The following is a 15,265-nucleotide window of genomic DNA, read 5'->3' on the forward strand; positions in this document are numbered from 1 at the left end:
GAACTTCCCTCAACCTTAGCCACTCTGCACCCCTCCACTCCCCCAAATCCCCAAAATCGTTCTAAATAATAAAGGAGCTTCCCAAACGACCTACTTTACCTATGCCGCTACCCGATCGCCCCGAAGGGGAAACTGCTTCGCATCGTTACCCTGCTGTTTTACCGATTTACCGGGCTATTTTGGATTCCAAGCTGCCGCCTCATTTGCTGCTCTGGATCGCCCTCTGTGCGGGCATTGTAATGGGATTAGCACCTGCGCCTGCAAATGCCTGGTTTCTTGCCTGGATTGCGATCGTTCCTTTGTGGGTTTTGGTCGTGCGATCGCAGCCGGAATCGAGCCAAATCGCGGCTAGAAACCACTTTCCCACCTTTAACTTTTTGCTGGGAGCTGCCTGGGGGGTGGGCTACAACGGCACGGCATTGTTTTGGATTAAGGATTTGCATCCGCTTACCTGGATGGGCATTCCCTGGCTTGCCAGTATCACGATTGCGATCGCCTGCTGGCTGATAATTATCCTTTGGGGTGGGCTGCTGGTGGGCATCTGGGCGGGGAGCCTGGCGTGGATTAATCGGCGGGGGCGACTGGCTCCGGTCAGCCGTGTTGTGGTGGGCACTGCACTGTGGTGCATTCTGGAAACGGTGTGGAGCTGGAGCCCACTGGAATGGACGTTTTTGTCTTATACGCAGAGTCCGCATGATCGGTGGATTTTGCATTTGGGGCAGCTTGCAGGACCGATGCTGGTGGCAGGGGCGATCGTTGCCTTTAACGGATTTTTGGCAGAAGGGTGGATGGCAAGAGACGGAGGGCGAGGGCGACTGGCACGATCGCTTTGGGGGCTGGGTTTGGTCTGGCTGATTGGGCTACATGGGGTTGGGTTTGGTCTGGCGAGCCGATCGCTGGCAACGCCCCCAGAAGCAGCACTGTCGATTGGGATTGTGCAGGGAAATGTGCCGACGCGGATCAAGCTGTTTGAAGCGGGAATTCGCCTTTCGATTGATAATTACACCAGAGGCTATGAAATGCTGGTAGGCCAAGGGGTGCAGGCAGTTTTAACGCCTGAGGGAACCTTTCCCTGGCTCTGGCTCAGTCGTCCGCTGCAAAATCCGTTTTATCGGGCACTGCTCGATCACCGCATTCCTGCCTGGGTGGGCACGGTCGGGTTAAACCAGGGCAATTTGACCCAATCACTGGTGACGATCGCAGGCGACGGAGAAGTCTTGAGCCGCTATGACAAAGTGAAGCTTGTGCCGCTGGGCGAGTATGTGCCGTTTGCCGAGACGATCGGGCAATTCATCGGGCGGCTATCGCCGGTTGAGGCATCGCTTACGCCCGGTCACGGCGAGCAGCAAGTGAAAACGCCTTTTGGACAGGCGATCGTTGGGATTTGCTTTGATTCTGCGTTTTCCTATATTTTCCGTAATCAGGCGCGATCGGGCGGCGAGTTTATTCTAACGGCTTCCAACAACGATCCCTACGGGCCGGCAATGATGGCACAGCACCACGCTCAGGATGTCATGCGAGCCATCGAAACCGATCGCTGGGCAGTGCGGGCAACCAATACCGGATTTTCGGGCATTGTCGATCCACACGGCAAAACGGAATGGCTGTCTGAGTTTCGCCTGTATCAAACTCACGCCCACACGATTTATCGCCGCCAAACTCAAACGCTCTACGTCCGCTGGGGAGACTGGTTTACGCCGCTGGTGAGTTTATTGGCGATCGGCTTGTTGGTCAAAGACGCGGCGAAATCTAACCCGATTTAGCGACTGGCAGCGGTTCTAAGATACTGCAAAATGCCTCTCGCGATCGCCGTTGCCATCTGGTTTTGCCAGTTGGGGTTGGCAAGACGGGGGGCATCTTGGCTGCCGGTGACAAAGCCAATTTCGACCAGAACCGCAGGCATCGAAGTTCTTCGCAGCACATAAAAGCGAGCCTGCCGCACGCCGCGATCGTTCATGCCCAGGTCGCTCATAATACTGTGGTGAATCGTGTCTGCCAGTCCTGCACCGCTGGAATAGTAATAGGTTTCAACACCGTTCACCTCTGGGCGATCCATGCTGATTGAGTTAGCGTGAATGCTGACAAAGAGCGCGGCGTTCACCTGCTCGGCAATATCCACACGCGGCTGCAAATCAATTTCGCGATCGTCGCTACGAGTCATCACTGCCTGAATGCCCTGCTGCTCTAGCAAGCGTGCCACCTGCTGAGACACATTCAGCACAATATCGGCTTCGCGAATGTTGCCAATTCCAACTGCGCCCACGTCTACTCCCCCGTGTCCCGGATCGATCGCCACCACCAGTCGTCCATTGCCAGGGCGAGGTAACGGCTGGATTGAATTCGATTGCGGCGGTAGGGATCGGAATGAGGGAGGGTTTCCAGACAAAGCCGCAGCAGAAGGACTTGCAGCCGATCGCGCTGGGGTTCCTTGGAGGGGCGATCGCTCCATTTCTAGTGATAGAAGCTGCGGACTGACCAGATTCAGGGAACCAAACCGCACTCCCGTTGCAGGCTGCAAGGAAATCACGACTGTATCCGCATCTTCCTGCCGCAGCCGCACCCGAATTAAAGGACTGTTTGCCGTTAGCCGTGGTCCTGTAATTCGCTCTGCTAACCGTGCCGGAGACAGCACAATTTGATACGTGCCGTCTTGCCAGCGAGTCGTAGGTGCCACAGGGCGATCGGACTCGATCAAAAGCTGGTTATTCACCGGATTGAGTTCCACGCCTTCGATCGTCACCGTGCCATTCGATGCAGAAACCCTCGTTCCCTGAGCCGTCAATGGAGTCGGATTCGGCTGAGCCGCGATCGATCGACCCGATGAATTCCGAGCCGCATTGGCTCGTTCTGAATTGGCTCGTTCTGCACTAATTCGCTCTGCGGTTCCCCCCACGGACGATCGATTGGCTTGACGTGAAGTTGTCCGGTCAGACGCAGACGGATTGCGAGCGGTGCGGGCAGTCGAGCTGTTTCCAGTGGGCAGCATCACAATTCCACCCAAATTGCTCACCGTTGCCTGCCAGTCCTGACTGCTAGGGTCAACCTCCAGGCGAATTCGCACGGTTGGGCGACGATTGGAAGAACGATCGCTCACCTGCTCAAACTGCACCCGCTCCACGCCAAATCGATCGATCGACACTTCCTGCTGGGTCAATTCTGGCGAAAGCACTGCATTTTCAACCGTCAGAACCACCGATCGCCGATCGCGGCTACGCTCAACTTCGACCTGGGGCACCCCGCTCCTGAAGCGCACAAACAACCCGTCTGACGTTGCCTGAATGCCTGCAATTTGGGCTAGCGTGGGGTCAATTCCCTCCACGGAAGGAGTGCTTTGCATCGCATCAGGCGGATTGGCAACTGGATTGGCAATTGGATTGGTAACTGAAGCAGCGGGAGGAGCCTCACGAGAAACTGCGACCGATTCGGGCATCGGCTGAGGAAGCTGAACCGTCCACTGCGTCGGCGAAAGTCCGCGAAACCGAATTTGCTGCGGGTCGATCGTATAACCAGGAGCCAGTTCAAGAACAATGCGCGTCGTCTGACCGTCAAACTGCTCGATGCGAATCTGCCGAATATTGCCGCTGAAATCACGATCGATCGGAGCCTGCTCCATCTCAATATCTGGTAGATCAATCACCAGACGAGTCGGATTGGTTACAAGCTGGGCGCGGGGCTGTACGGGTTCACGGGTTCTAAACTCAAGCTGATTTTGCCCTGGGTCAAACCGCCAGGATGTCACTCCCGTTGCCAGAGCCGGAGCGACGACACTGGGAGAAATGACACAAAAAACGCTAACGGCACTGGGGAGCCACCACTGAATCTTCAAAGCTGCTTTTCCTTACAATTCCTTACAGTGCGATTGATACAGTGCGATCGATGTTTGGCTGTCAAATCTTCAGGTGTGATGCTGTCTGGGTCAGTCGAGAGCCTGTTTACTAGATCTGGTTCACTAGATCCTCTGTTACATCGCTGTTACATCACGAATGAACAGAGAATACAGGTCAGGCAAACGGATAAACGAAATCGAAATGAGCGAAATCAGTGTAGCCTAACGCTGCTGTATTGCAACTTCAATCGGAAGCCCGTTATGAACTGAAATCAGGCAATTCGACCAAAGACTGCTCTTATTTCGAGGCGATCGTCCCAAATTCGCGAGTTTGCTCAATTGCTCAGGCAGTTTGATGCTAGGTCTTGCGCCTAAAATAGCAATTCAACGAACAGAGACGCTAAATCTGCGACACCCAATATTAAGCCAATTCCTGCAAAGGTCAAGGCTTGTCTCAGAAAGATTTAGGAAGATTGCTGACAATTCTGTGCGCTGTCGCAATCGCCCGTCATTCAAGCACTGACCCTTTTGTTTCCACTTCCCCACCCCTGTCACAATTCCCCATCCTCTGTTGCAACTCTTAACGTTGCCGCTCGTTGTAGAGCCTGATCCCTTGATAGACTAAGGGACGTAAAAGATTTTGACTGATTTTGCAATCCGTCTTTTACAGGACTTGCCATCGCCGCAAGACTTTCATTCGTTAAAAGTCCACCCGTTAAAGTCAGCAGCCTTCCTCTGGGTTTGCTTAGGTTTGATTCGCTTAAGTAACTGGGGTTTGGGCATCATACTGAAGCAAGAGAAAAGGAACACATGGTAGATTCGCTGAAAAAACCTGAAATTGCAGAGCTGCGACCTGGAGTTAAGGTTCCGGCAAAAGACACCATCCTCACCCCCCGGTTTTACACCACCGACTTTGACGAGATGGCAACAATGGACATCTCGCCGAACGAGGATGAGCTGCGGGCAATCTTAGAAGAGTTCCGCACCGACTATAATCGCCATCACTTCGTTCGCAACGAAGAATTCCAGCAGTCCTGGGATCACCTCGACGGCGAAACTCGTGCTCTGTTTGTCGAGTTCCTGGAGCGATCCTGCACGGCTGAGTTTTCTGGATTTCTGCTCTACAAAGAGTTGTCCCGCAAGCTGAAAGACAGAAACCCGCTGCTGGCAGAGTGCTTTTTGCTGATGTCTCGCGACGAGGCACGCCATGCCGGATTCCTCAACAAGGCAATGTCCGACTTTGGGCTTCAGCTCGACTTGGGCTTCCTCACCGAAAGCAAGAGCTACACCTTCTTCAAGCCCAAGTTCATCTTTTACGCCACTTATCTCTCAGAGAAGATCGGTTACTGGCGTTACATCACCATCTTCCGCCATCTGGAGCAACACCCCGAACACCGGATTTATCCGATCTTCAAGTTCTTCGAGAACTGGTGTCAGGATGAAAACCGCCACGGCGACTTCTTTGACGCGATCATGAAGTCTCAGCCCAGCATCCTCAACGACTGGAAAGCTCGCCTCTGGTCGCGGTTCTTCCTGTTGTCAGTGTTTGCCACGATGTTTCTGAACGACATTCAGCGATCGAGCTTCTATGCTTCGCTGGGTTTGAATGCACGCGACTACGACATCCATGTGATCCAGAAAACGAACGAAACCGCAGGACGGGTCTTTCCCCTCATCCTGAACGTGGATCACCCCAACTTTTTCAAACTGCTGGATGAAGCCGCTGCTGCTAACCTGAAGCTGATGGAAGCAGGCAATGGCAATGCCCCCGGCGTGGTGAAATTGCTGAAGAAAGTGCCCCACGTTGCCAAGATTGGCGTAAATTTGCTGCGCCTGTATTTGATGAAGCCGATCGACACGGCTCGTCTGGAAGGCTCGGTTCGCTAGTTTGACCTCACCCCTCAACTCGGCGGTTCTGCTCAGGCGGAGCCGCTTTTTTCATGCGATCTCAAAATTTTTACTCAACCTTGTCACAATTGCCAATTCCTTGCTATATTAGATAAGTCGACGCGGGGTAGAGCAGCCTGGTAGCTCGTCGGGCTCATAACCCGAAGGTCAGTGGTTCAAATCCGCTCCCCGCCACCAATTAGGAAAACCCTAGATTCTAAGGAGTCTGGGGTTTTGGCTTTTTAAAGGAATTGAGTAGAAGCTGAAAAAAGACAGCGCAAACCTTGCTCTGCAGAATTCCCACAATCGAGCGAGGAACAACGTAGCCGTAGCCCATGCTGTACTAACATGGCTTCAATTCGATCGCAGCATGATGCAGAATAGGCTCTTAGCAGATCTGGTGTGAGTGAGGATGAGCATGGATCGCCCAACCCAGTTTGGACATCCCAGCGGGGATATGGCTTTGCGCCAATTGATGATCCCTTTATCCTGTAGTGACGGGGAGCCGCTGCCTGCCGATCTCGATTACTCCAAAGGGGGAATTGTTTCGCATCGCCTCCAGTTACCCGATCTGCTGCTGCGAGCGAGTGAAACGGAAAAGGGTGTGCTTTATGTGCTGCCCGATCAGAGTTGTCAGTTTGTGTCTTATGCCGAATTGCTGACTCAGGCACAGCGAGTTCTTGCCGGACTGCGATCGATCGGACTCCAGCCCCAAGATCCAGTGGTTTTGCAAATCAGCGATCGACTCGACTTCTTGCCGTGCTTTTGGGGCTGTCTGCTGGGGGGATTTGTGCCCGTGCCGATCGCAGTTGCGCCGAACTATCGTGCTGATCACAGTAAGGCGATCGCGCTACTGGAGGCGTTGCGGTGGTTTGTGCGTCCGGTGGTGATTGCGAATGGGGAATTGCAGGAAGCGATCGGGGATTTTCTTAACGATCAGGAATTTGCCCCCCACCCCTTTACCAGGAGGAAACTTCCGAACCAGCAGGAGGATTTATCCTTTGATCAAAGTGCTTTATCTGCTCAAAGTGCCTCATCGATAGAGGATTCAGGCAGCAGTACAGCAAAGTCCGTTTCACCAGAGATTTTGCTGGTTGAGGAGCTGCGACAGTTTGAACCCGATCGCCAGATTCATTACAGTGCACCAGACGAGCTGGCTCTAATTTTGCTGACTTCTGGCAGTACGGGCATTCCTAAAGGAGTGACCCTGAGCAGACGCAATCTGCTCGCCAGTGTGTATGGCATGGCAACCGTGAACCGACTGACGGCAACAGAGACCACGCTGAACTGGATGCCGATCGAACACGTTGCCAGTCTGGTGATGTTTCATCTGACCGAGGTGTATTTGGGCTGTTCGCAAATTCACGTCGCAAATGAGCTAATTTTGCAGGAACCGCTTCGCTGGCTAGATTTGATCGAGGCGCATCGCGTCACGGCAACCTGGTCGCCTAATTTTGGCTATGGGCTGGTAATCGATCGTCTGCAAGCAGCAACCTCAGCAAAAACCTGGGATTTGTCCTCAATTCGCTGGATGGGCAACGGCGCAGAGGCAGTCGTCGGCAAAACGACCCGCCACTTTCTAGCGCTGCTGGAACCCCACGGGTTAAGCGGAACGGCGGTCAGTCCGGGGTATGGAATGTCAGAAACTTGCTCTGGCATTGTCCATTCCGATCGCTTCTCGCGCCAAACCACGTCGGACGAGGACACTTATATCGAGCTGGGCAAACCGATTCCCGGCGTATCGCTGCGAGTTGTGGATGAGGCAAATCAGCTTGTTCCCGAAGGAACGATCGGTCAGCTTCAGGTGCGCGGAGTGACAGTGACGGCGGGCTATTACCAGCGACCCGATCTGAATGCGGAAGTTTTTACGCCGGATGGCTGGTTTAACACGGGCGATCTGGGCTTTTTGCAATCTGGGCGCTTAACGATTACGGGTCGTCAGAAAGAAGTGATTATCATCAACGGTGCAAACTACGCTAATCACGAAATTGAGGCGATCGTAGAGGCACTAGACGGAATAGCGGTGTCCTTCACAGCGGCTTGTGCAGTGCGGCGATTACCCGCTGGCGAGACTGGGAAGCAATCCAGCGATTCGACCGAACAGCTCGCGATTTTCTTTTGTCCAGAGAGGGGGTGTGACAATCTGGCTGCTGTGATGCCGTTGATCAAGACAATTCAGCGCCGAGTGGGAGAGGCGATCGGCATCAGTCCCCGATTTGTCATTCCGGTAGAGCAGAAGGAGATTCCCAAAACGGCGATCGGCAAAATTCAGCGATCTGTGTTGAGTGGGAGATTTGGAGCGGGGGAGTTTGATGGAATTATCAGGCAAATCAGCGAGTTGTGGGGACAGCAGGCAATCGATCGACCGCAGACGGAGCGACAACAGCAGATTGTTTCGATCTGGCAGGACGTTTTAGCACTGGAACGGGTGGGAATTCGCGATAACTTCTTTGAACTGGGCGGCAACTCGCTGCGGCTCATGCAGGTGCTTGCCCGACTGCAAACGGAATTCGATTGTCCTGATCTGCATACTGTAAGCCTATTTCAGCATCCGACGATCGAATCTTTGGCGCAATTTTTAAGCGACTTGAGCGACACCAGGGAAAATCCAACGGTTAATTCCAGTCTTCAGCAGGCACAGCAGCGGGTACAGCAGCGACAGCAAACCCGCCGATCGTCTCTGATTTCGTCTGAGGTTGCCGTGATTGGAATGGCTTGTCGGTTTCCGGGGGCGGAGTCGCTCGATCAGTTCTGGCGAAATTTGTGTGACGGAGTGGAGTCGATCGCCTTTTTTAGCGATGAAGAAATCTTGGCTTCGGGGATTGATCCAACGCTGCTCCAGAATCCTGCCTATGTCAAAGCAAGTCCAATTTTGAAGGATGTTGATCGCTTCGACGCAGAATTTTTTGGCTACAGTCCCAGAGAAGCAGAACTGATCGATCCACAGCAGCGGCTGTTGCTGGAGTGTGCCTGGGAAGGTCTGGAAGATGCGGGCTATGACCCGTTTTCCTATCCCGGATCGATCGCGCTTTATGCGGGTGCGTCAATGAATACTTACCTGCTAAATCATGTTTATCCAAACCGCGATCGGCTAGACGCCCACGAAAATATGCAGGTGTTTAACTTGAGTTCGATGGGCGGATTTCAGGTGACGATTGCCAACGATAAAGACTATTTGACTACGCGCACGTCTTACAAGCTGAATCTCACAGGCGCGAGTGTGAACGTGCAAACTGCTTGCTCGACTTCGCTGGTGGCGATTCATTTGGCGGCACAAAGTTTGCGATCGGGCGAATGTGAGATTGCGTTGGCGGGTGGGGTTTCGGTGCATACGCCGCAGCAGGTGGGGCATCTGTATCAGGAAGGGCTGATTTTGTCGCCGGATGGTCACTGTCGCGCTTTTGATGCAAAGGCACAAGGCACGATTTTTGGCAGCGGAGCGGGGGTCGTGGTGCTAAAGCGGCTGGATCAGGCGATCGAAGCGGGCGATCGAATTTATGCGGTCATAAAAGGTTCGGCGATCGGCAATGATGGCAGCCAAAAAGTGGGCTATCTGGCTCCTCGCGCCGAAGGTCAGGCAACGGTTGCTGCAGAAGCTCTGGCAATGGCAGAGGTCCCCGCAGACACGATTGGCTATGTTGAGGCTCATGGAACCGGAACTTCCTTAGGCGACCCGATCGAAGTTGCCGGACTGACCCAGGCGTTTCGCCTCAGCACTCAGCAGCAGCAGTTTTGCGCGATCGGCTCCGTCAAGACGAATGTGGGACACTTAAACGTTGCGTCGGGCGTGGTGGGATTTATCAAAGCGGTGCTATCGCTGCATCATCGCCAGATTCCGCCGAGCCTGCATTTTGAAGCTCCAAATCCGCAAATTGATTTCGATCGCAGTCCGTTTTACGTCAACACGCGCCTGTTGGACTGGCAGGAAGCCGGGCATCCACGACGGGCAGGGGTGAACTCGCTGGGAATCGGCGGCACCAATGCCCACGTCATTCTCGAAGAGGCTCCGACGATCGCGGCTGTGACGCAGGCGGATGATTCCTCCCTATTGGGAAATGCGGCATTGGGAAATGCGGCGGATCGTCCTGATCATTTGCTAACGCTATCTGCCAAAAGCGAATCTGCTCTGAACGATTTGCTTGACCGCTATGAAAGGTTTCTCAAGCAATGTTTGCATTTGGGGGGCAATGCAGAAGCGCTCACCCGCCTCAAACAACCCAATCGCTTTCTCGCCGATCTTTGCTTCACTACTAACGTCGGACGATCGCACTTTGAGCATCGACTCACATTCGTATCCAGCTCAATTCCGCATCTCCTCGAACAAATTGCTCAGCGTCCCCGCTCCATTCGTTCTGGCATTTCTTCGCCCATCGCATTTCTCTTCACCGGACAGGGTTCGCAGTATTCCGGGATGGGTCGGCAGCTTTATGAAACGGAACCCGTGTTTCGGGAGACGATCGATCGGTGTGAGGCAATCTTACAAGGAGAAATCGATCGACCGCTGCGGCAGTTGCTCTTTGCCGAAGATGCTGCCGAACTTTTGAATCAAACTCTCTATACCCAGCCTGCCATTTTTACGATTGACTATGCTCTGGCGCAGCTCTGGATGTCTTGGGGCGTTGAGCCAGATATCGTCATGGGGCACAGCATCGGTGAATATGTGGCGGCTTGTGTGGCGGGGGTATTCAGCCTGGAGGATGGCTTAAAGCTGGTGGCGGCGAGGGGTCGGCTAATGCAGGCGTTACCTCCAGGGGGCATGGTGGCAATCAGAAGCGATGAGGCAACGGTGCGATCGTTCCTTGCTGATTTTGAGGGTGAGACTGACCCGGAAACGGTGACGATCGCTGCCATCAATAGCGATCAAAATATCGTTGTGTCTGGAAAGATTCCATCGCTGCAAACTCTGGTCGATCGCCTCACCGATCGCGGCATTAAAACGACCTGGCTCAATGTCTCTCATGCGTTTCATTCGCCCCTGCTGGAACCACTGCGATTCGCGCAAAGCGTAACTCCGAACGAACCGAACTTTGAGCAAATTGCGCGCCAAGTTAGCTATTCCACACCGCAGCGTCAGCTGATTTCTAACCTGACCGGGGATTTTATCGCTGACGAAATCGCCTCCCCGGACTACTGGAGTCGCCATCTGGTGCAGCCTGTTTTATTTGCTGCCGGAATGAAGACGCTGATTCGATCGGGCTGTGCAATTTTCCTGGAATGTGGAGCGCATCCAGTGCTGCTGGGGATAGGACGTGAACAGTTTCCCGATGACCCCCTAGGGGGAACGGCTTCGCATCACCGCATTTGGCTGCCAAGTTTGAGACGCGATTTGCCCAGAGGAACAACCAGAACGGCAACCAGAACGACAACGGCTTCGCATCGATCGAATACCGAAACGCTGCTGCAAAGCCTGGGCGAACTTTATCAGCGGGGTATCCCTGTAGATTGGCAAGCGTTCCACCAAGGCTTTTCTCGTCATCGGATGTCTCTGCCGACCTATCCGTTTCAGCGACAACGCTGCTGGATCGATCCGCCTGGGCAATTTCCCCTTCAGGAAGCGGCGAAGCGATCGGCTCAGCCTGTTCTCACTGCTTCCGAAAGTCATCCTCTGTTAGGAAGCCGTGTTTCTACGCCGCTTAAAATTGCGCTGTTTCAGTCGCTTCTCTGCGAACATTCGCCGGACTTCCTCACCGATCATCGCCTTGAGGATCGCCCCATTTTGCCGGGAACTGCCTTTGTGGAAATGGCTCTGGCGATCGCTGTGCAACAGTTGAAAACCGAGACGATTTCGCTGAGCCAGATCGAGTTTCAGCAGCCGCTCATTTTGTCATCCACACCGCAAACGGTTCAGACGATCGCCACCCCAATTCCTCTGTCCAACCGCAGCGAGGTAATTGGTTCCGGGATTCGCATTGAAATTTACAGTCAACAGCCCGATCATCAGCAGCCCGATTACCAGCAAGATTCTGACTGGACACTTCACTGCACAGGACAGGCGCAGGTTTGCGCTCGTCCGATTCTACCCAGCGCAAGCCTGGCACAAATCCGGCAGCGTCTTTCTGAGCGGCGATTCGCTGAAACCCACTATCAAAGCTTTGAAGCCGCAGGCATTCGATATGGGGCAAGCTTCCGGGGGGTTGCACAGCTCTGGCGCAAAGACGGTGAAGCGTTAGGGCAAATTTCATCCTGTGATGCTCAGCCCTATCAGATTCATCCTGCCCAGCTTGATGCCTGCATTCAAGTTGCAGCGGCAGCCCTGCCCGCTCGTCTGCAAGGCGTGACTTATTTGCCTGTGGCGATCGAGTCTTTCAGCCTGCTTCAGCGTCCGGCGGGAACGGTTTGGAGCCATGTGCAGCTACGCTCTTGGGCGGACAATTCGACTCACATTACGGCTGATTTATCGCTGTACAGTGACTCTGGTGAATGCCTTGCCCACATCGAAGGACTGACCCTTCAGCGAATTCAACCTTCATCCGATCGGGTGCGATCGTTCTCCTGGCAGGACTGGCTGTATGAGATTGATTGGCAACCTGTTCCCCTGGTTTCTTCACAGGAGGCAATGACTCCAGCAGGGAAAATGCTTTGCAGCGATCGAGGTTACTGGCTGATTGTGGGCGAAGCAAATGATTCGATCGACGCTTTGACTGGGCTGCTCGAAACCCAGCAACAACCCTGGGCAAGGCTTGATCCGGCTGATTTATCCTCTCTAAAGGAGTGGGCTTCGTTTGAAGGTTCTGAAAGCTCCCTAAATTCCTTACACCGAGGGGACTTTGAAAGTCAGAATAATCGGCAAGATTCTCCCCAGAATGAGGGGGCTAGCGGGGCAAACCTGCGCGGGGTTATCTTCTTTGCGGATGCCGTGACCCCTGAACTTTTAACTCTCGACTCCCTGGAAGAGTTTGTTTCTGAGCAGTGCAGCCGTTTGTTGGCGATCGTTCAGTCTATAACTCATCTGAACCCGCCACCGCAGCTCTGGATTGTGACGCGAGGCGTTTGTCAGCCGTCGATCTTGCTGGAGGCAACCGGACAGGCTCCGCTGTGGGGCATGGCGCGATCGATTCGGCTGGAGCATCCCGAACTGAACTGCATCACGATCGATCTAGAAAACCTTTCGGGCGCAGAAGCCGCAAGTCTGCTCTGGGCAGAGTTCGTCAGCCAGGACGGGGAAAACCAGATTGTTTATCGCAATCAAACCCGTTATGCAGCGCGGCTTGTACGACATTCTGTTGTAAAACATTTCACGGAGAAGTTGCCTGACGTTGCTCAATCGCTCCGCCTCGAAATTCTCAATCGCGGCACGCTGGATCAGCTTGTTTGGCAGCCGATCGATCGCCGTCCTCCCCAACTCGGCGAAGTCGAGATTCGCGTCTGGGCAACGGGGCTAAATTTTCGGGATGTGATGAACGTGCTGGGGCTGTATCCGGGCGAAGCGGGTTTGCTGGGCCTGGAGTGTGCCGGGGAAGTGGTCGCTGTCGGCCAGGGTGTCACCTCGGTTCAAGTGGGCGATCGGGTGGTGGCACTGGCGACGGGCAGCTTTAGCGAATGGGTCACGGTTGATGCGCGGCGAGTGGTTCCCCTGCCCTCTGATCTAGACTTTGCCGCAGCCGCTACGATTCCGATCGCCTTTTTGACTGCCTGGTATGGCTTGCATCACCTTGCCCAGATCAAACCCGGAGAACGGGTGCTCATTCACTCGGCAGCAGGTGGAGTCGGTCTGGCCGCAGTCCAGATCGCGCAGCAGGCAGGGGCAGAACTCTGGGCAACCGCAGCTCCGGCGAAGTGGGACTTTTTGCGATCGATTGGCGTTGAACACGTCTTGAGCGATCGATCGACTGAATTTGCCGCAGCCATCCAGGCTCAAACTGGGGGACAAGGAATGGATATTATCCTCAATTCCCTGTCCGGCGAATTTATCCCGGCAAATCTGTCAATTTTGCGTCGGAGCGGTCGCCTGATCGAAATCGGCAAGCAGGGCATCTGGTCAACCGAACAGGTTGCTCAGGTTCGTTCTGATGTGGCATATCACATCATGGATCTAATGCAGACCACCCAGGAACAGCCACAAACAATTCAGGCCCTGCTGAGCCAGCTTTTGCAGCAGTTTCATTCGCGCGGGCTGCAGCCCCTGCCGCACAAAGTGTTCGATCGGAGTCAGTCGATCGCAGCCTTTCGCTGGATGCAGCAGGCAAAGCACATCGGCAAAATCGTCATTGCCCACCCTGAACCTGCTCCCGTTTCACATCCAGTCTCACAGCCTTTCACCGTCAAACCCAGCGGCACTTATTTGATTACAGGCGGCCTCGGCGCACTTGGACTGCACGTTGCCCAATGGCTTATCGATCGCGGCGCAACCTCCCTTCTCCTGATCGGACGCAGCAAACCCACCCCCGAAACCCAAACCAAACTCGATCATTTCCAGGCTCAGGGAGTCCAGATCACGATCGCCCAACTCGACATCACGGATCAACAATCCCTCCAAACCCTTCTCACTCCCTACCTCCACTCATCCACCCGCCTCCCTTCCCCTCCGCCCCTGCTCGGCATCTTCCACGCTGCAGGCATCCTTAATGACGGCATTCTCCAGCACCAGACCGCCGATCGCTTCCAGTCCGTCCTATCCCCCAAAGTTCGGGGAGCCTTAAATCTGCACGAGCTAACGCAGCATCACCCGATCGACTGCTTTGTGATGTTTTCCTCAGCGGCTTCGCTTCTGGGATCAGGCGGACAGTCCAGCTACGCAGCAGCAAACGGTTTTATGGATGCGCTGGCTCAGGTTAGACGATCGCTTGGCTTACCCGGACTCAGCATTCACTGGGCAGCGTGGGAATCCACAGGAATGGCAGCCCGTTCTAGAACGGCTCAGGCTGAGGGAAGAGAGACGATGCAAAGCGCTTTCCCCGTTGGGGTAATCTCCCCCGAAATCGGACTCATTATCCTGGAAACCCTCTTGAACCAATCATCCGCGCAGGTCGGCGTTTTGCCGATCGATTGGGCAAATTGGAATCCGCCTGCGGCACTCAAGCCCCTCGTCGCACCATGCTCTGCTCAAGCCTCTCCTCCTTCCTCCCCTTCTTCACGTCCTCATCCCCCCACTGTTTTCAAGGACGCTGAAGACTTTTATCAAACTCTGGTCAATGCCCCGTCAGACGATCGCCCTCACCTCATCACCCATCATGTAAAAGCCCACATCGCAAAAATCTTGGGCGTTCATGCAGAGACGCTGACCGATCTGCATCAGGGATTCTCCGAAATGGGCATGGATTCTTTGACGATCGTAGAGCTGAGAAATCGGCTGCAAACTAGTCTGGGAAAACCGTTGTCGGTCGCGCTGCTGTATGATTATCCGACAATCACCACACTGACCGATCATCTGCTGCAATGGCTATTTGGGACGGCGATAGAACAAAGTTCCTTTCCTGAAGGAAGGGAAACTCCAGCAATGCAAAGTACTTCCCCGAGTGGGGGAATCGATCTGCCGTCCGAGATTGAGTCCCTTTCGGATGCAGAAGCCGAAGCCTTACTGCTGCAAACCCTGGAGCAGCTTAACTTATAGGA

At 54.2% G+C, this 15,265-nt stretch carries 4 protein-coding genes and 1 tRNA gene; 4 read left to right on the forward strand and 1 reads right to left on the reverse strand.

What is annotated here, in order from left to right:
- Positions 1–101: 101 nt before the first annotated feature.
- Complete coding sequence (lnt, locus tag NDI45_RS07580) at positions 102–1,763, forward strand: apolipoprotein N-acyltransferase (protein ID WP_348246928.1); 1,662 nt, start codon at positions 102–104, stop codon at positions 1,761–1,763.
- Here lnt and NDI45_RS07585 read toward each other — a convergent pair.
- Positions 1,760–3,826, reverse strand: a complete 2,067-nt coding sequence (locus tag NDI45_RS07585) for an N-acetylmuramoyl-L-alanine amidase (protein ID WP_348246929.1) — start codon at positions 3,824–3,826, stop codon at positions 1,760–1,762. The two genes, lnt and NDI45_RS07585, sit on opposite strands and share 4 nt — an antisense overlap.
- Positions 3,827–4,636: 810 nt before the next feature.
- On the opposite strand from NDI45_RS07585, the gene acsF reads away from it, so the two are divergent.
- The 3 genes from acsF (at position 4,637) to NDI45_RS07600 (ending at position 15,263) form a co-directional block, all read left to right on the forward strand.
- A complete protein-coding gene (gene acsF, locus NDI45_RS07590; RefSeq protein WP_348246930.1) occupies positions 4,637–5,713 on the forward strand; it encodes a magnesium-protoporphyrin IX monomethyl ester (oxidative) cyclase in 1,077 nt (358 codons plus the stop codon).
- Positions 5,714–5,834: 121 nt separating this feature from the next.
- Positions 5,835–5,911 (forward strand) — tRNA-Met (locus NDI45_RS07595).
- A gap of 220 nt (positions 5,912–6,131) precedes the next feature.
- Positions 6,132–15,263 (forward strand): SDR family NAD(P)-dependent oxidoreductase, encoded by a 9,132-nt coding sequence (locus tag NDI45_RS07600; RefSeq protein WP_348246931.1) that lies wholly within the window; start codon positions 6,132–6,134, stop codon positions 15,261–15,263.
- Positions 15,264–15,265: the final 2 nt, after the last annotated feature.

Source organism: Leptolyngbya sp. GB1-A1 (assembly GCF_039962475.1).
Taxonomy (GTDB): Bacteria; Cyanobacteriota; Cyanobacteriia; order Elainellales; family Elainellaceae; genus Leptolyngbya_A.